Origin of the sequence: Mesorhizobium sp. B3-1-6 (genome assembly GCF_006439555.1) — a bacterium.
Lineage (GTDB): Bacteria > Pseudomonadota > Alphaproteobacteria > Rhizobiales > Rhizobiaceae > Mesorhizobium.
In genome coordinates, this window is record NZ_VFTM01000021.1 from 68,032 (window position 1) to 86,114 (window position 18,083).

The 18,083-nt window shown below is 65.3% G+C and carries 15 protein-coding genes, 1 tRNA gene and 1 pseudogene; 12 read left to right on the top strand and 5 right to left on the bottom strand.

The window, feature by feature from the left end:
- Positions 1–185: 185 nt before the first annotated feature.
- From FJ414_RS19345 to FJ414_RS19395, 11 genes and pseudogenes are all read left to right on the top strand, one after another.
- Positions 186–878, top strand: a complete 693-nt coding sequence (locus tag FJ414_RS19345) for a glutathione S-transferase family protein (RefSeq protein ID WP_140645947.1) — start codon at positions 186–188, stop codon at positions 876–878.
- Positions 859–2,010 carry a tRNA epoxyqueuosine(34) reductase QueG gene (queG, locus tag FJ414_RS19350; protein ID WP_140645948.1) on the top strand — a complete coding sequence of 384 codons (1,152 nt, stop codon included), beginning with the start codon at positions 859–861 and terminating at the stop codon, positions 2,008–2,010. Before FJ414_RS19345 ends, queG begins: the two co-directional genes overlap by 20 nt.
- Before the next feature lie 13 nt (positions 2,011–2,023).
- Entirely contained in the window at positions 2,024–2,926 is a 903-nt protein-coding gene (locus FJ414_RS19355; RefSeq protein WP_140645949.1) for an SDR family oxidoreductase, read from the top strand.
- Positions 2,927–3,177: 251 nt separating this feature from the next.
- Positions 3,178–4,257 carry a penicillin-insensitive murein endopeptidase gene (gene mepA / locus FJ414_RS19360; protein WP_140645950.1) on the top strand — a complete coding sequence of 360 codons (1,080 nt, stop codon included), beginning with the start codon at positions 3,178–3,180 and terminating at the stop codon, positions 4,255–4,257.
- A 485-nt stretch (positions 4,258–4,742) separates the two neighbouring features.
- Positions 4,743–5,762: a glucokinase gene (locus FJ414_RS19365; protein WP_140645951.1), complete on the top strand. Its 1,020-nt coding sequence runs from the start codon at positions 4,743–4,745 to the stop codon at positions 5,760–5,762.
- 80 nt (positions 5,763–5,842) lie between these two features.
- On the top strand, positions 5,843–7,765 hold the full coding sequence (locus tag FJ414_RS19370; RefSeq protein WP_246672445.1) for an ABC transporter ATP-binding protein: 1,923 nt from the start codon (positions 5,843–5,845) through the stop codon (positions 7,763–7,765).
- Positions 7,762–8,583, top strand: coding sequence for a 4-hydroxy-tetrahydrodipicolinate reductase (gene dapB, locus FJ414_RS19375; protein ID WP_140645953.1), 822 nt, complete (start codon positions 7,762–7,764; stop codon positions 8,581–8,583). The genes FJ414_RS19370 and dapB overlap by 4 nt, the downstream gene beginning before the upstream one ends.
- A gap of 30 nt (positions 8,584–8,613) precedes the next feature.
- Complete coding sequence (locus tag FJ414_RS19380) at positions 8,614–9,234, top strand: 2,3-bisphosphoglycerate-dependent phosphoglycerate mutase (RefSeq protein ID WP_140645954.1); 621 nt, start codon at positions 8,614–8,616, stop codon at positions 9,232–9,234.
- 140 nt (positions 9,235–9,374) lie between these two features.
- Positions 9,375–9,459: transfer RNA gene (locus FJ414_RS19385), tRNA-Leu, on the top strand.
- A 362-nt stretch (positions 9,460–9,821) separates the two neighbouring features.
- Positions 9,822–11,496, top strand: a pseudogene (locus FJ414_RS19390) (FAD-dependent oxidoreductase).
- Positions 11,496–11,801, top strand: a complete 306-nt coding sequence (locus FJ414_RS19395) for a UBP-type zinc finger domain-containing protein (RefSeq protein ID WP_140645955.1) — start codon at positions 11,496–11,498, stop codon at positions 11,799–11,801. The pseudogene FJ414_RS19390 and the gene FJ414_RS19395 overlap by 1 nt, the downstream one beginning before the upstream one ends.
- Positions 11,802–11,811: 10 nt before the next feature.
- On the opposite strand, the gene FJ414_RS19400 is transcribed toward FJ414_RS19395, so the two are convergent.
- The 3 genes from FJ414_RS19400 to FJ414_RS19410 all read right to left on the bottom strand — a co-directional run bounded on the left by FJ414_RS19400 (position 11,812) and on the right by FJ414_RS19410 (position 14,573).
- On the bottom strand, positions 11,812–11,985 hold the full coding sequence (locus FJ414_RS19400; RefSeq protein WP_181181658.1) for a hypothetical protein: 174 nt from the start codon (positions 11,983–11,985) through the stop codon (positions 11,812–11,814).
- Between the two features lie 485 nt (positions 11,986–12,470).
- Positions 12,471–13,292, bottom strand: a complete 822-nt coding sequence (locus FJ414_RS19405; RefSeq protein WP_140645957.1) for an aspartate/glutamate racemase family protein — start codon at positions 13,290–13,292, stop codon at positions 12,471–12,473.
- A 39-nt stretch (positions 13,293–13,331) separates the two neighbouring features.
- Positions 13,332–14,573, bottom strand: a complete 1,242-nt coding sequence (locus FJ414_RS19410; RefSeq protein WP_140645958.1) for a D-amino acid dehydrogenase — start codon at positions 14,571–14,573, stop codon at positions 13,332–13,334.
- Positions 14,574–14,826: 253 nt separating this feature from the next.
- Between FJ414_RS19410 and FJ414_RS19415 the strand changes: the two genes are divergently transcribed.
- Positions 14,827–15,114 (top strand): GIY-YIG nuclease family protein, encoded by a 288-nt coding sequence (locus FJ414_RS19415; RefSeq protein ID WP_140645959.1) that lies wholly within the window; start codon positions 14,827–14,829, stop codon positions 15,112–15,114.
- A 143-nt stretch (positions 15,115–15,257) separates the two neighbouring features.
- Here FJ414_RS19415 and FJ414_RS19420 read toward each other — a convergent pair whose 3' ends face one another.
- Positions 15,258–16,427, bottom strand: a complete 1,170-nt coding sequence (locus tag FJ414_RS19420) for a cystathionine gamma-synthase (RefSeq protein ID WP_140645960.1) — start codon at positions 16,425–16,427, stop codon at positions 15,258–15,260.
- Positions 16,424–17,860: a pyridoxal-phosphate dependent enzyme gene (locus FJ414_RS19425; protein WP_140645961.1), complete on the bottom strand. Its 1,437-nt coding sequence runs from the start codon at positions 17,858–17,860 to the stop codon at positions 16,424–16,426. The genes FJ414_RS19420 and FJ414_RS19425 overlap by 4 nt, the downstream gene beginning before the upstream one ends.
- Between the last annotated feature and the right edge of the window lie 223 nt (positions 17,861–18,083).

The following is an 18,083-nucleotide window of genomic DNA, read 5'->3' on the forward strand; positions in this document are numbered from 1 at the left end:
GAGCACGACGCCTAAAAGTGTGAAGCGGTTTTCGGACGACATCATGCTCCAAGGGAAGGGCTTGCTTGTCATGGGGCGGAAGTGTCCCTATAGGTCGCAACACCCATGACAGCCCCAGGAATCGGGCGGCCAAGACTTACCGGCGCGGTCGGCCAATTGCCAGTGCGCCTTTTCATCGCGGAACCATGCTGACGCTTTTCCATCATCCCATGTTCGCCACCTGCCGCTTCGCGCGCCTCGCCTTCGGCGAGTATGGCGAGGAACTGGCGCTGATCGAGGAAAAGCCGTGGACGCGGCGCAAGGAGTTTTTGGCGCTGAACCCGGCCGGCACGCTGCCGATCCTGCTTGCCGAAGGCGACGTGCCGATCGTCGGCGCCATGGTGATAGCCGAATATCTCGACGAGACGCGAGGGGTACTGAAGCGCGACAAGCGGCTGTTCGCCGAGGACCCGATGCAGCGCGCCGAGATCCGCCGGCTGACCGATTGGTATCTGAGCAAGGCCGAAAGCGAAGTGACGCGGCATCTGGTGCGCGAGCGGGTGCTGAAGCCGGTCATGCCGGAGACCGCCGGCGGCGGCTCGCCGGACTCGGCGGCGATCCGCGCCGCGCGCGCCAACATCCGCCAGCACATGAAATACACCAACTGGCTGGCCGGCACGCGCCATTGGCTGGCCGGCAACAAGGTGACCTATGCCGACCTCGCGGCGGCGGCGACGCTTTCGGTGCTCGATTATCTCGGCGAGATCGACTGGCGCGAGCATGCCGCCGCGCGCGAATGGTACACGCGGGTGAAATCGCGGCCGTCGTTCCGGCCGCTGCTTTCCGACCGGGTGCGCGGCCTGTCGCCGGTGTCGCATTATGCGGACCTCGATTTCTGAGAACCTGCGCGCGCTGATCGACGCCGAGGCGCGCCGCGCCGGCTTCGAGGCAGTCGCCGTGACCCGGCCGGACGCGATCCCGCTGGCGCCGGCGAGACTCGCCGAATTCGTATCCGACGGTTTCCACGGCTCCATGGAGTGGATCGCCGAGACGGTTCAGCGGCGGGCCGAACCCTCGACGCTGTGGCCGGAGGTCCGCTCGATCATCGTGCTGGCGATGAATTACGGTCCGGACCGCGATCCGCGCGATCTCCTCGCGAAGACCGACCGCGGCGCGATCTCGGTCTATGCGCAAAACCGGGACTATCACGACGTGATGAAGGGCCGGCTGAAGGAGATCGCCGGCAAGATCGTCGCGCGCGCCGGCGGCGACGTAAAAGTGTTCGTCGATACCGCGCCTGTCATGGAAAAACCGCTGGCGGAAGCCGCCGGGCTCGGCTGGCAGGGCAAGCACACCAATCTGGTCAGCCGCGCGCATGGCTCGTGGCTGTTCCTCGGCACCATCTTCACCACCGCAGAGCTTGAACCGGACCAGGCCGAGATCGACCATTGCGGCTCCTGCCGCGCCTGCCTCGACGCCTGCCCGACCGACGCGTTCCCGGCGCCTTACCGGCTCGATGCGCGGCGCTGCATCTCCTACCTGACCATCGAGAACAAGGGGCCGATCCCGCGTGAATTCCGCGACAAGATCGGCAACCGCATCTATGGCTGCGACGACTGCCTGGCCGCCTGTCCATGGAACAAATTCGCCAGCGCCGCTTCGGAGGCCAAGCTTGCCGCGCGCGCCGATCTGCGCGAGCCGAAGCTGTCGGAACTGTTGCTTCTCGACGACGCGGGCTTCCGGTCATTCTTCTCGGGCTCGCCCATCAAGCGCATCGGCCGCGACCGTTTCATCCGCAACGTGCTGACCGCCGCCGGCAATTCGGGTGATGCATCGCTAACGCCCATTGTTCGCCGCCTGCTCGACGACGCCTCGCCGCTGGTGCGGGGTGCGGCAATCTGGGCCCTGTCGCGATTGCTGTCCGATCGCGAATTTGGCGACCTCGCCGCCACCGCATCGAAGACCGAAACGGATGCGACGGTGCGCGAGGAATGGCTGGCGGCGCCGGCGAATCCAGCGAAGGCCGATTGAAGGGGGTTCATCGATGAGCGAAAGACGCTTCTTCATCTTCGGCGCCGGCTATTCGGCCAAGGCTTTCGCGCTGGCCAACGCGCACCGCGCGCCGGTCCTTGGTACGACCCGGGCGCCGGAAAAGTTCGAGGCGCTGCGGTCGGCCGGCATCGAGCCGCTGCGCTTCGACGGCGCGCTGTCGCCCGAGCTCAGCGATGCGCTTGCACAGACCACGCATCTCATCGTCTCGGTCGGCCCCGACGACGCCGGCGACCCGGTGCTCAACGCCACCGGCGAGACGATCCGAGCAAAGATGCCGGCGCTCGAATGGATCGGCTATCTCTCGACCGTCGGCGTCTATGGCGACCATGGCGGCGCCTGGGTCGACGAGACCAGCGCTTGCCGGCCGGTGTCGAGGCGCTCGGTGATGCGGGTGGCGGCCGAACAGAAATGGCTGACGCTTGGCCGGGAGATCGGCAAACCGGTGGCGATCCTGCGGCTTTCCGGCATCTACGGACCGGGCCGCAACGCGCTGGCGAATCTCGAGGACGGCACGGCGCGGCGGCTGGTCAAGCCGGACCAGGTGTTCAACCGCATCCATTGCGACGACATCGCCGGCGCGCTTTGGCTTCTGGCTGAAAACAATCTCGGCGGCATCTTCAACGTCACCGATGACGAGCCGGCGCCGCCGCAGGATGTCGTCGCCTATGCCGCCAGGCTGATGGGCGTCACGCCGCCGCCGGAAATCCCCTTCGAGACCGCCCAACTTTCGCCCATGGCGCGGTCTTTCTATGGCGAGAACAAGCGCGTCGCGAATCAGGCGATCAAGGCGGCTGGCTATCGCTTCCGGTTTCCGAACTATCGGGTGGCGCTGGAGCGGATGTGGGCCGAGGGCAACTGGCGGGACGGAGCGCCGCGCAGCCCGATCAGAGCATGATCCCGAAAAGTGGGAACCGGTTTTCGCAAAAGATCATGCTCCAACAAGAGTTAGATCAGGATGACGATTCGACGAACGTCATCCTGATTGTGAGGATGCCGAAAGTGTGAAACGGGTTTTCGGACGACATCATCGTTCTTTGATTCAGAGCCGCATGATCGATGCGGGACGCGCGACGTGGTACGATTCGTTCCTGATCGGGTTCGCCTGACCGGGTGGCAAATCGATAGACTGGAGAGGGACCCAGCCTGATGAATTTGCGATCGCTGCCTGACCGCAAGCCGTTCCTGACCGCGGCGCTGGCGCTGGTGACGCTGGCCGCGCTGGCGGCTGCCGCCATTTCAGCCGAACCCCGCGCGAAGGACCTGTTCGGCGCCCGGAAACTGCCGGCCGTGGCACCCGCGCAATCCTTCGGCTTCTACTCCAAGGGCTGCTTCACCGGCGGCGTGGCGCTGCCGATGGACGGGCCGACCTGGGAAGTGATGCGCCCGTCGCGCAACCGCCGCTGGGGCCATCCGGCGATGATCGCGCTGATCGAGAAGCTTTCGCGCGACGCGGTAGCCGATGGCTGGCCGGGGCTTTTGGTCGGCGACGTCTCGCGACCGCGCGGCGGACCGATGATGACCGGCCATGCCTCGCACCAGATCGGTCTCGACGCCGACATATGGCTGACGCCGATGCCAAGGCGGCCGCTGACCATGGCGCAGCGCGAATCGATGAGCGCGACGCTGATGGTCGACGACAAGACGCATCTGGTGAAGGACGCGCTGTGGACGCCGGCGCATACGCGGCTTTTGAAGCGCGCGGCGAGCTATCCGGAGGTCGAGCGCATCCTGGTCAATCCCGGCATCAAGAAGAAGCTCTGCGACACCGTCACCGGCGACCGCTCCTGGCTGCGCAAGATCCGGCCATTCTGGGGCCATGACTATCATTTCCACATGCGCATCGGCTGCCAGCCGGGCTCGCCTTTCTGCAAGGCGCAGGAGACGACGCTGGAGGACGATGGCTGCGGCAAGCCGCTGGCCTGGTGGTTCACCGAGGAGCCGTGGCGGCCGAACAAAAACCCGGACGCGCCCAAGGCGCGCGACGTGATGACGATGGCCAATCTGCCGAAGCAATGCCAGGACGTGGTCAATGCGCCGGACGCGCCTTCGCTGGAGGCGGTGACCTATCATGGCGTCGGCGCAGCGGTCGCCGTGGCCGAGCCGCAGCCGACCGAGCCGGCGGAGATGATCTCCAGCGGCAACGCCTCGGTTCCGTCGGCGGCAAGCGCCTTCGCGCCGACGCCCAAGATCGGCATCCCGTTGCCGCGCCCACGGCCGGGGAACTAGTGGCACTGCACAGGGATTTTGACCGGTCGGCTCTGTTTGCGTTGGCAGGTGGCATGCGTTGGAGATTGGCCGAAACGCCCTTCGCGATCGTCATTCTAGGGCGGAGCAGGAGCGAAGCTCCGTCGCGAAGACCATAGAATGACGACGTTGGGGTGGCTTCAACCAGTCCCCGGCGTTTGCGCTGATTTCACGGACATGAACGGAAAATCCTGCACCAAGACAAACGGCAACCTTTCAAAATCCCTGTGTCGGGGAACTAGCGCGTTTCACCGTTCACGGAAGCGGCGAAACGCCCTATCTCTTTGCTTTGACGCAATTCCGGACGGAAGGTTACGGCGAAGGCGCCGAGCTTAACCACTCACACTTTTCTTGGAATTGCTCCAAGCGCAAGCGGGCTTCCCCTTTGCGGGCTCATGCGCTAGTCAATCGATTGAAATGGGCGATGGAAACGGCACAGCGGCGCCGCAACGAGGACGATCAAGAGCATGGCAGGCGAGAACGAGACAGGGCTGCGGTTTCCGGTCCTGATCGGCGATATTGGCGGCACCAATGCGCGCTTCTCGATCGTGCTCGACGCCAATTCGGAAGCGACCGAGCCGCAGATCGTCCAGACCGCCAATTTCAAGACCATCGACGAGGCGATCCAGGCGGCGGTGCTCGACCGCTCGTCCATCCAGCCGAACTCGGCGGTGCTGGCGATCGCCGGGCCGGTCGACGGCGACGAGATCCCGCTCACCAACTGCCCCTGGGTGGTGAAGCCCCGGCAGATGTTCGCCAATCTGGGCCTGAGCGAGGTCGTCGTGCTCAACGATTTCGAGGCGCAGGCGCTGGCCGTGGTGGCGCTCGGCGAAGAGCATATGGAAAAGATCGGCGGCGGCACGCCGGAACCCAATGCGAGCCGGGTCGTGCTTGGCCCCGGCACCGGCCTTGGCGTCGCCGGGCTGATCCATGCGCTCAACCACTGGATCCCGGTGCCGGGCGAGGGCGGGCATATGGATATCGGCCCGCGCACGCCGCGCGACTTCGAGGTGTTCCCGCATATCGACAAGCTCGAAGGCCGCATCTCCGGCGAGCAGATCCTGTGCGGACGCGGGCTGGTCAACGTCTATCGCGCCGTCGCCAGGACGGACGGCAAGCCGACGCCTTTCACGACGCCGGCCGAGGTCACGGCGGCCGCGCTCGCCAAATCCGATCCGGTGGCCGAGGAGGCGCTGGCGCTGTTCGTCACCTGCCTCGGCCGCACCGCGGGGGATCTCGCGCTGGTGTTCATGGGCCGCGGCGGCGTGTTCCTGACCGGCGGCATCGCGCAGAAGATCGTGCCGGCGCTGAAAGCCGGCAATTTCCGCGCCGCCTTCGAGGACAAGGCGCCGCACAGCGCGCTGATGCGCGAAATGCCGGTCTATGTGATCACCCATCCGCTGGCGGCGCTGCTCGGGCTCGCCGCCTATGCCAGGACGCCTTCGCTGTTCGGCGTGCAGACGGCGGGCCGGCACTGGCGGGCTTGATCGCGCCAGCGTTAGGGCTGGCGATCGGCCGGCGCGACGAAGTTTCGCCATAGGCAAGCCGTAGCCGGGGCGCTAAGAGGATGCGGAAATGCGGCCCATCCGACACGCGGAAAACCACGAAGCGCCCTGATTTGACTGTTCAAACTTCCCTCAAACTGAAAGTCCAGCCCACCGAGGTCAGCGCGGTGCTGCGCCGCATCCTGGCCGAAAACGGCAAGGAATATCGCTGGACCTATGTCGTCGCCGTCGCCTGCCTGCTGATCGTTTCCGGCACCACCGCCTTCACGGCGTGGATCATGGCCCCGATGATCAACCAGATCTTCTACGAACGGCGCAGCGACATGATCGTCTGGATCTGCGCCGGTTTCATGGGCGCCTCCCTGCTGCGCGGCTTCGCCGGCTATGGCCAGGCAGTGGCGCTGGCGACGATCGGCAACAATCTGGTCGCCCGCTATCAGAAGCGCAGCTTCGACCATCTGATGAAGCTCGGCGTCAACTTCTTCAACGAGACCCGTTCCGGCCGGCTGGCGGCACAGGTCAACGAGAATGTCGGCGGCATCCGAGACCTGCTGTCGCTGACGCTAACCTCCATCAGCCGCGACGCGGTCTCGCTCGTCGCCCTTCTCGGCGTGATGATCTACCAGGATCCGGTGCTGTCGCTCAGCTCGCTGCTGATCGGGCCGCCGTTGATCTGGGCCGTCGTCTACATCACCCGCCGCCTGCGCAAGATCAACCGGGAATCCGTGCTGATCAACTCGCGGCTGAACGGATCGGTGCAGGAGGCCACCCAAGGCATCGCCATCGTCAAGGCCTTCACCCTGGAGGACGAGCTGGCGCGCCGCATCGGCATCATGGCCGACACGGCCGAGCAGCGTAACAACAAGATCGCCCGCGTCGCGGAGCGGCTGTCGCCGATTTCCGAAATCCTGGGCGGCCTCGCCATTACCGCCGTGCTTGCCTATTCCGGCTATCGGGCGCTGGTGCTCGGACAGCCGCCGGGCGCCGTGTTTTCCTTCATCACCGCGCTGATCCTGGCCTATGACCCGGCAAGACGCCTGGCCCGGACACAGGTCGGCATGGAACGTGCCCTGGTCAACGCGCGCATGATCTACGAACTGCTCGACCTCGAGCCGAAGCAGGGTGACGCGCCGGACGCGGTCGAGGCGAAGGTCACTACCGGCGAGGTGCGCTTCAACCATGTGACATTCGGCTACAACGCCGACATGCCGGTGCTCAGGGATTTGAGCTTTACCGCCGCCGCCGGCAAGGTGACGGCCGTCGTCGGCGCATCGGGCGCCGGCAAGTCGACGATGGTGGCGCTGCTGCAGCGCTTCTACGACGTCGACGAGGGCTCGATCGAGGTCGACGGCCAGGATATTGCCAAGGTGACCAAGCATTCGCTGCGCCAATCGATCGCCTATGTGGCGCAGGCGCCTTATCTCTTCGAAGGCACGATCCGCGATAACATCCGCTACGGCCGGCTCTCGGCCACCGACGCCGAGATCGAGCAGGCGGCGAAACAAGCGGCGGCCGACGAGTTCATCCGCCAGCAGCCGGAAGGCTACGACACGCCGGTCGGCGAAGGCGGCTCGACCCTTTCCGGCGGCCAGCGCCAGCGCGTGTCGATCGCGCGCGCGATCGTTCGCCAGGCGCCGATCCTCTTGCTCGACGAGGCGACCTCGGCGCTCGACAACGAGGCGGAGGCGCGCGTGCAGGAAGCGCTGACCCATGTCATGGAGGGGCGCACGACGATCGTGATCGCGCACCGGTTGTCGACCGTGGTCAATGCCGACCACATCATCGTGCTGGAAGAGGGGCGGCTGGTCGAGGAAGGCACGCATGCGACGCTGATGGCCGACCCGCACAGCATCTATGCCCGTTTCCACCGGATCCAGGGCAAGAAGGGGCTGGGGCTTGTCGACGACGTCAAGGCAAGCCAGACTTCGGGCCAAACTCCGGCGCCGCGCAGCCGCGCCAAGAAGACCGTCAGGAGAAGCGCATGAGCGAAGCCGGCGATATGGGCCTGGTTGTGGTGGGCGCCGCCGGCCGCATGGGCCAGACGCTGATCCGCGCCATCCACACCATGCCCGGCGCGCGCGTCGCCGCCGCGATCGAGCGGCCGGACTCGGCGCATCTCGGCAAGGATGCCGGCGAGCTCGCCGGCATCGGCATCATCAACGTGCCGATCGTCGACGATCCGCTGCCGGCCTTCGCCAAGGCCGATGGCGTGCTCGATTTCACGGCTCCAAGCGCGAGCGTCGAATTCGCCGGCTACGCCGCGCAGGCGCGCATCGTCCATGTCATCGGCACCACCGGCTGCTCGGCCGACGACAATGCCAGGATCGCCGCCGCCGCGCGCCATGCCACGATCGTCAAATCCGGCAATATGAGCCTCGGCGTCAATCTTCTGACGGCGCTGGTCGAGCAGGCGGCGAAGGCGCTCGACCCTGACGATTTCGACATCGAGATCCTGGAAATGCACCACCGGCACAAGGTCGACGCGCCGTCCGGCACGGCGCTGCTGCTCGGCGAAGCGGCGGCGAAAGGGCGCGGCATCGATCTTTCCGACAACAGCGTGCGGGTGCGCGACGGCCATACCGGGGTGCGCAAGACGGGCTCGATCGGCTTTGCCACGCTGCGCGGCGGCTCGGTCGTCGGCGACCACAGCGTGATCCTTGCCGGCACCGGCGAGTGCATCACGCTTTCCCACCATGCCGAGGATCGGGCGATCTTCGCCCGCGGCGCGGTGAAAGCCGCGCTTTGGGCCCGCGCGAAGAAGCCGGGGCTTTATTCCATGCGGGACGTGCTCGGCCTGAGCTGATCCCTATCCAAACATTCTATAGGAGCTGACATGTCGGGAACTCTCGTGCTCGTGCGCCACGGCCAGAGCGAATGGAACCTGAAGAACCTGTTCACCGGCTGGCGCGACGTCGGGCTGACCGAGCAGGGCACAGCCGAGGCGCTTGCCGCAGGCGAGAAGCTCAAGGCGCGCGGCCTGAAATTCGACATCGCCTACACCTCTGCCTTGAAGCGGGCGCAGGTGACCTGCCAGCACATCCTCGACATCGTCGGCCAGAGCGACCTGAAGACGATCCGCGACCAGGCGCTCAACGAGCGCGACTATGGCGATCTCTCCGGCCTCAACAAGGACGACGCACGCAAGAAGTGGGGTGAGGAGCAGGTGCATATCTGGCGCCGTTCCTACGATATCGCGCCGCCCGGCGGCGAAAGCCTGAAGGACACCGGCGCGCGTGTGTGGCCCTATTACCTGCACGAAGTGCAGCCGCATGTGCTGCGCGGCGAGACAGTGCTGGTCGCCGCGCACGGCAATTCGCTGCGCGCGCTGATCATGGCGCTGGACGGCAAGTCAGGCGAGGAGATCGTCAAGCTCGAGATCGGCACCGGTGTGCCGATCATCTACAAGCTCAATGCCGATTCCACCGTGGCGAAGAAGGACGTGCTGGAGGGGTGAGGCAAGCCGGCCCAGGCAATGCGGTCTATTTTTGTTTTGTTGCATGTCGATATCCCAAAACCGCTGGGCACTTTGGGCGACATGCAACGAAAAAAGCGCGTTGACACATATCGTTTGCCCGCTTACATCAGCGCCCACCAGCCCAGATGGCGGAATTGGTAGACGCGCACGGTTCAGGTCCGTGTTCCGCAAGGAGTGGAGGTTCGAGTCCTCTTCTGGGCACCATCCTTCGCTCTTCGAGCTTCGGATGGCAGGCCATCCCGGAGTTCCAAGAGCGAAGGGGTCGCCATTCATCCCGACTGCCAACGGGGTGCAAGTCTCAACCTTCGCGATTAGCCGTAAGCTTCCGAACTTCGTCATTCCAGAGGCGGAGCAAGGAGCGAGGCGACGCGCGCAGACCGTGACGTCGAGGCGTTGCAGCGGTTACAGAATTCCGCTCCGTTGCACTATATGACCCGCGTCACGCCATGGATTCTCGGGTCAAGCCCGAGAATGACGACATGTGGCCGTTGGCCCAATCTCCCCTTCCGGCCAGCCCCCCAACAAACCGCTTCAAACCCGCCGCCTCGGGCGCTACGGTCCATCTCATGGCCCCTGTTGTCAGCCCGACCATCGCCGCGCGCCGCGACCAGATGTTTCCCGTGCTCACCGATGCGGATATCGAGCGCATGCGCCGCTTCGGCGACGCGCGCGCCTATGCCGCCGGCGATCATATCGTGACGGCCGGCACGGTTTCGCCCGGGGTGATCCTCATCCTGTCGGGCAAGGTCGACATCACCCAGGCCGGCGGGATCGAGCCGCGCGAGCCGATCATCACCTACGGCCCCGGCAGCTTCGTCGGCGAGCTGGCGCAGTTGTCGAACCGGCCGTCGCTGGTCAACGCCGAGGCGAAGGGACCGGTCGAGGCGGTCGTCATCCCCTCGCAGCGGCTGCGCGACCTGATGGTGCAGGAGGCCAATCTCGGCGAGCGCGTCATGCGGGCGCTGATCCTGCGCCGCGTCGGCCTGCTCGAAAGCGGCGCCAGCGGGCCGGTCGTCATCGGCCCGCCCGGCAATGGCGACGTGCTGCGGCTGCAGGGCTTTTTGCGGCGCAGCGGGCTTCCCCATCGCGCGCTCGATTCCGACACCCGACCCTTGCGCGAAAACGCTGATCGAGCGGTTCCATGTCGACCCGCATCATCTGCCGATCGTGCTCTGCCCCAACGGCAAGCTGATGCACAATCCGGGCGAGACCGAGCTCGCCCGCTGCGTCGGCCTGCTGCGGCCGATCGATGCCGAGAAGGTCTATGACGTGGCGATCGTCGGCGCCGGGCCGGCGGGGCTGGCGGCGGCGGTCTATGCCGCCTCGGAAGGGCTGTCGACCATCGTGCTCGATTGCCGCGCCTTCGGCGGACAGGCGGGCGCCTCGGCCCGCATCGAAAACTATCTCGGCTTCCCGACCGGGATCACCGGCATGGCGCTGATGGCGCGCGCCTATAACCAGGCGCAGAAATTCGGCGTCGAGATGGTGATCCCCGACGAGGCGAAGCTGCTCGACGACGCCAGCGACGGCGCCCGCTACAGTCTTGCCATCGGCGACGGCGAGAGCGTGCGCACGCGCGCCGTCGTGATCGCCAGCGGCGCGCGCTACCGCCGCCTCGATATCGCCAACCTGGCGCAGTTCGAGGGCACTTCGGTGCATTACTGGGCCTCGCCGATCGAGGCCAGGCTTTGCCAAGACCAGGAAGTGGCGCTGGTCGGCGCTGGCAATTCGGCGGGACAGGCGGCCGTCTATCTGGCGAGCCAGGTGCGCAAGGTGACGGTCCTGGCGCGCCGCGACAGGCTCGACGCCACCATGTCGCGCTATCTCGTCGAGCGCATCGCGGCGCAGCCGAACATCGAGGTGCTGACGCAGACCGAGGTCGCGGCGCTGGAGGGCCATGACGGCAATCTCGAAGCGCTGCGCTGGCGCAACCGGGCGAGCGGCGAAGAGACGACGCGCGCCATCCACCACCTCTTCCTGTTCATCGGCGCCGATCCGAACACCGACTGGCTGGCGAATTGCAACGTGGCGCTGGATGCGAAGGGTTTCGTGCGCACCGGACCGGAGACGACACCCGGGCACGGGCTGATGGAGACCAGCCGAAGCGGCGTGTTCGCCATCGGCGACGTGCGCTGCGGCTCGACCAAGCGGGTCGCCGCCGCCGTCGGCGAAGGCGCGCAGGTGGTCGCGGCATTGCATGCCTATCTGGCGCGGAACGGCGAATTGGCGAGGAGAGCGTGATGGATGAATGCCAACATACGAAGGACATCAAAAAGGTCACGCCGAGCGCGCTGGGCTGCGAGGAATGCCTGAAGAGCGGCTCCTGGTGGGTGCATCTGAGGCTCTGCCGGACCTGCGGTCATGTCGGCTGCTGCGACGACTCGCCCAACCGCCACGCGACAAAGCATTTCCATGCCACGCAGCATCCGATCATCGAAGGCTACGACCCGCCGGAAGGCTGGGGCTGGTGCTTCGTCGACGAGGTTTTTGTCGACCTCGAGGGCGATACGACGCCGCAGAATGGGCCGATCCCGAAGTTTGTTTGAGGGTGCGCTTTCAGCGCACCGAACCCGTCACGGTCTGATCGATGGCGTCGGGCACGGATTTGCGATCGTTGCCGGCGAAGATGCCTATGAGGAGCAGACTGAGCACGACCGGCACAAACAGGATGGCGACGCGCGCCTGCACGTAAAAGATGGCGCGCCATTCATTTCGCTTTTCGTCGTTCATCATGCTCGCTCTGTGGTGCCTCCCGGCGAGGGGGCATAGAGAGGAAGCGTTAAACATCTCCTTCCGATTCGGTTAATGCGGGACGATCTGCTGGAATCGCGAAGGGTAGCGCCAACCCCTCTCCGTCTCGGCGCTACGCGCCGAGCCACCTCTCCCCGGCCTTTGGCGGGGGCGAGGAACCCTAGCTTGCGAAGAGTCGCGGCTTCGGCATGCGTTGGAGATTGGCCGAAACGCCCATCGCGATCGTCATCCACGGGCGGAGCGGGAGCGAAGCGGACGCGCGAACCGAGTATCCATTCCGTGACTTTCGAGCGCCGCTGCGGTGCAGACTTCTGCTCCGCTGCAGTCCACGGCTCAGGTCACGGAATGGATTCCAGGGTCTGCGCGACGCCGCTTCGCGGCTGCTCCGCCCTGGAATGACGAGGCTGAGGGCTTCAGCTAATGCCCAGCGTTTGCACCAATTCCTCTGTCGAGAAAACCAACACTCAAACGGCTTTCAGCGCAAACAACCGGCCGCCGGCCGGCACGACGTCGTCGATGCCGGCAAGCCGCAGGCAGTGCCAGGCCATGGCGTGATTGGAGGACGTGACGGGAATGCCGATGCGCCGCTCCAGATCGGCGACCGCCTCGGCGACGCGCAGGCTGGTGCAGGAGATGAAGATCGCTTCGACGCCCGGCACTTGCGCCATGCGTTCGGCCGCCGCCTCGATCGAGGCGAGCGAGATGCGGGCCGCCTCGCGGTCGTCGCGGCGGTCGAAGGTGGCGACGGCCGCGATGTCGAGGCCGCGTCCGGTGAAATAGCGGACGAGGCCCTGGTTGATCTCGGGCGCATAGGGCGTCAGCAGGCCGATGCCCTTGGCTCCCAATGCCATGAAGGCGGCCAGAGCGCCGGTGACCGGCGTGGTGCAGGCGACGCCCGGCCGCGCCTTCCTGATCTCGGCGAAGACGGCTTCCTCGCCGAGCGTCATCGTGGCCGAGGTGCAGCCGAAGCCGACGACGTCGAGCGGGATGCTGGGCAGGATGAGGTCGACGGTGGGCGCGATGCGCGGGCCCATGGCGCGCAGCGTTTCCGGCGTGATGTCGTTGTCGTTGAACAGACGCGCCTCGTAGAAGGCGACGCCCGGAATGCGCACCAGCGCGCGGAATTCATGCTCCAGCGTCTGATCGGTGGCGAGGATCGCCAGCCCGATCGCCGCGCGTGAGGCGAGGCCGCCGTCGATCTCCGATGGCAGCACACCCAGATCGACTGGCATGGGACCGACAGGCCCTGAAGCGGCAAGCGGCGCGGCGGCGAGATCGGCGGACATGGCGTTCCCTTTCTTGTCGGAGCGGGATCGATCCCGCTCTCAGTTCAAAAGTCCATCCATCGAAATGGCCGGCTTGCGGCCGGCGATCAGGTCGGCGGTGATGCGGGCCGAGCCATGCGACATGGTCCAGCCGATATGGCCGTGCCCGGTGTTGAGATAGAGGTTGCGCAGGCGCCGCTGGCCGAATTCGGGCAAATTGTTGGGCGTCATGGGCCGCAAGCCCGCCCACATCTCGGCGCGGTCGTAGTCGGCGCCTTCGGGATAAAGCTCCGCGGTCACGCCTTTCATGAAGGCGAAATCGGCCGGCTTGTGGCTGGTGTCGTAGCCGGCGAACTCGGCGGTGGCGGTGACGCGCAGCCGGTCACCGAAGCGCGACACGGCGACCAGGTTGTGCTCGTCGATGGCGGCGATGGTCGGCGGCGCCGGGCGGTTGCCGACCGGAATGGTCAGCGAATAGCCCTTGATCGGATAGATCGGCAGGCTGATGCCGACGGTCTTGGCGATCAGCGGGCTGTAGGAGCCGAGTGCCAGCACATAGGCGTCGCCTTTGACCGCGCCCTTGTCCGTCATCACCTGCGCGACGCCGTCGCCGGATGCCTCGATGCCGGTGATGGTCGTGCCGGTGCGGATCTCGCCGCCGCGCTCGACCACCTTGGCGGCAAGCGCGCGGGTGAACTTCGCCGGGTCGCCGGTTTCGTCGGTCGGGCAATGGATGCCGCCGGCGATTTTTTCCCTGGCCGAAGCCAGCGACGGATCGATCGCGACGATGGCGTCGCGATCGAGCACCTTGATCAGCTGGCCGTCGGATTCCAGCAGCCGCATATGCTCGACGCCTTTGTCGAGCGCCTGCTGGCTGCGATAGAAATAGAGGATGCCGCGATCGTTGCGGTCGTATTCGATCGCCTCGTCGGCGACGACCTCTTGCAGGACCGATTGCGAATAGACGGCCAGCCGATGCTTGAGCAGCGTGTTGCGCTTGGCCTTTTCCGCCGTGCATTCCATCAGGAACAGCCAGGACCAAGAGTAGAGCCGGGGATCGGCCGAAAGCCTGAAACGCAGCGCCTGGTCCTTCAGCACCAGCGATTTCAACAGGATCATCGGCGCCTTGGGCGACGACCAGACAAAGGAGTGCCCCGGCGCGATCATGCCGGCATTGCCCCAGCTGGTCTCGGCGGCGACCTGCGGCTGACGCTCGAGGATGACGACGTCGTGCCCGTCCTTCTGCAGCTGATAGGCGGTGGTGACGCCGACAACGCCCCCACCCAACACGACCACGCGCATAGCGCCTCCCGGAGATCGCAAAGTGGGCTCACTGTAAGGTGTAAGCTGCAGTCTGCAATGGCACACATACGGAGATGTCGGCGGGACAGCGCCCCTTTCGTGGCAGGGCTTTCGCAAATGGCGATTCGTCATTCTAGGGCGGAGCAAGGGGCGAAGCGACGCGCGCAGACCCTAGAATCCATGCCGTGACATTGGCCGTAGACTGCTGCCGTCCAGAATAGCCGTTGCCGACAGCGCCAGCTAAGATCGCAACATGACAGGCTGCGTTTACATGACCGCGAGCCAGAAGGGCGGCACGATCTATATCGGTGTCACCAACGACCTTGCTCGTCGCATGCCAGAGCACAAGACCGGCCAAGGCTCCAGCTTCACCAGCCGTTACGGTGTGCAGCGTCTGGTCTGGTACGAGGAATATCTCGACATCACCGACGCCATCCAGCGTGAGACATCATTGAAGCGCTGGCCGTGCCAATGGAAGGTTGAATTGATCGAGAAGAGCAATCCTGAATGGTTCGAGTTGTTTCGCGGAATTGGCTGGTGAATGTCCTGAACTGTCGCGGCGCTCAGGCGTCACGGCATGGATTCTAGGGTCTGCGCTCGTCGCTTCGCTCCTTGCTCCGCCCTAGAATGACGAAGGACAGGTCGGCAGGACAGCGGGGGCGCGAAGGATCTCGGCGAAGCCGTTTAGCCAGCCAGCGCCTGCTCCAGGTCCGCGATCAGATCATCGCCGTCCTCGATCCCGCAGGACAGCCGGACCAGCGAATCCGTGATGCCGATCGCGCCGCGCTTTTCCGCCGGGATCGAGCCATGCGTCATCAGCGCCGGGTGCTCGATCAGGCTTTCGACGCCGCCCAGGCTTTCGGCCAACGTGAAGAGCTGCGTGCGTTCGAGGAAGCGTTTGGTGCCGGCCAGGTCGCGGTCGAGGTCGACCGAGATCATGCCGCCGAAGGCGTGCATCTGCTGGACGGCGATGGAATGCTGCGGGTGGCTGGCGAGGCCGGGATAGATGACCCGGCGGACATCTTTTCGCGTTTCCAGCCATTGCGCTATTTTCAGGCCGTTGGCCGAGTGACGCTCCATCCTGAGCGCCAGGGTCTTGATGCCGCGCAGGGCCAGAAAGCTGTCGAACGGGCCGGAGATGGCGCCGATGGCGTTCTGCAGGAATTTCAGCTGGTCGGCGAGATCCTTGTTGTCGCCGACCACCGCCACGCCGCCGACCATGTCGGAATGGCCGTTGAGATATTTCGTCGTCGAATGCACGACGATGTCGATGCCGAGCTCCAGCGGGCGCTGGATATAGGGGCTGCAAAAGGTATTGTCGGCGATGGTGAGCAGCCCCTTGCGCTTCGCCAGCGCCGCCACCGCTTCGAGATCGACGATGCGCAGCAGCGGATTGGTCGGCGTCTCGACCCAGAGGAGCTTGGTGTCCGGGCGGATCGCCGCCTCGACCGCGGCAAGGTCGGTGAAATCGGCGAAGCTCACCTCAAGGCCGGCGGAGCGCTTGCGCACCCGCTCCATCAAGCGGAACGAGCCGCCATAGATGTCGTCGGTGGCGACGATATGGGCGCCGGAATCGAGGAGCTCCAGCACGGTGCCGATCGCGGCCAGGCCGGAGGCGAAGGCGAAGGCCTTGCTGCCGCTTTCGAGGTCGGCGACCGCGCGCTCGAAGGCGAAGCGCGTCGGGTTCTGGCTGCGGGCGTACTCAAAACCCTTGTGCACCCCGGGCGACTGCTGGCCGTAAGTGGAGGTGGCGTAGATCGGCACCATCACCGCGCCGGTCAGCGGATCATGGCTCTGGCCGCCATGAATGGCGCGGGTGGAAAAGGCCAGGCGGTTCTTGCCGGTCGAGGTCATTTTGCGCGGCGCCTCAGATGGTTGATCAGGTCGATACGGGTTATCAGGCCGATGAACTCTTCGCCATCGAAGACAATGGCAACCTCGTTGCGGTCGAAGACCGGCAGCAGCGTGTCGAGCGTCTGGCTGGCCTGCAGCGTGTGCAGGTTGGAGGTCATGGCCGATCGCACCGGGCCGTTGAAGCGGTCCCAGCGACCGTCATAGGGGCCGTCGACCTTGGCTAAAATATCGCTCTCGTCGACGATGCCGACCAGCCTGCCTTCGTCCAGCACCGGCAGCTGCGAGACGTCGGAGCGGCGCATGCGGCCATAGGCGTTGAGCAGGGTTTCTTCCGGGCCAACGGTCACAATGTCGCCGGTGCGCGGCGAGCGCATGACCAGGTCGCGCAAGTCGCCATGCTGTTCCTGGTCGGCAAGGCCCTGCTCGGCCAGCCAGATGTCGTCGAAGACTTTCGACAGGTATTTGTTGCCGCTGTCGCAGACCAAGGTGACGACGCGCTTCGGCACCGTCTGCTCGCGGCAGTAGCGAAGGGCGGCCGACAACAGCGTGCCGGAGGACGAGCCGGCCAGGATGCCTTCACGCGACAACAGATCGCGCACCGCCAGCATGCTCTGCTTGTCGGGAATGGAATAGGCTTTTTTCACCAGCGACAGGTCGGCATTGGGCGGCACGAAATCCTCACCGATGCCTTCGACCGTCCAGCTTCCGGCCTCTTCCATCTTGCCGGTCTTGATCAGCGGCGCCAGCACCGATCCAACCGGATCGGCGAGCACCATCTCGGTCTTCGGCGAGTGTTTCGCAAAATAGCGGCCGAGGCCGGTCAGCGTGCCGCCGGAGCCGACGCCGACGACCACCGCGTCGACATCGCCTTCGAGCTGCGAAAAGATTTCCGGTCCGGTCGTCGTCTCATGCGCCAGCGGATTGGCGGGATTGGCGAACTGGTTGGCATAGAAGGCCCCGGGCAGTTCGGCGGCGATCTTCTCGGCCATGTCCTGGTAATATTCGGGATGGCCCTTGCCGACGTCGGAGCGGGTCATACGCACCTCGGCGCCGAGCGCGCGCAGATGCTGGATTTTTTCACGCGACATCTTGTCGGGCACAACGAGGATGATGCGGTAGCCTTTCGGGATGCCGACCTGGGCCAGGCCGAGGCCGGTGTTGCCGGCGGTGGCCTCGACGATCGTGCCGCCACGCTTCAGCGCGCCCGATTTCTCGGCCGCCGCGATCATCGACAGCGCGATGCGGTCCTTGATCGAGCCGCCGGGATTCTGGCTTTCGAGCTTGATGAACAGCCGGCACTTGCCGGTGTCGAATTTGGTCAGCTCGACGACCGGCGTCTGGCCGATCAGGTCGAGCACCGAGGCGTAAGGCGGACGCAATCTCGAGAGATTGGCGTCCACGCCGCCGGGCGCCGGTTGTCTCTGCTCGCTCATCTCAGATGCTCCATGGAAGCAGTTCGATGCGGGTGTTCGCAATCTCGCGCATCCTTGTTGGATCATGATCTTTTCCAAAAACCGGTTCCCACTTTTTGGGATCATGCTCTAGCCGCCGGAATCCATTCCGGTTTCGCGGATCGCGCGAGGTGTCTTTTCAAGCCCTTTTCGTCTGGAAAGAAGATAGATCGTGCCAATCCGGCGGCGAGTGGGGGAATGGAAT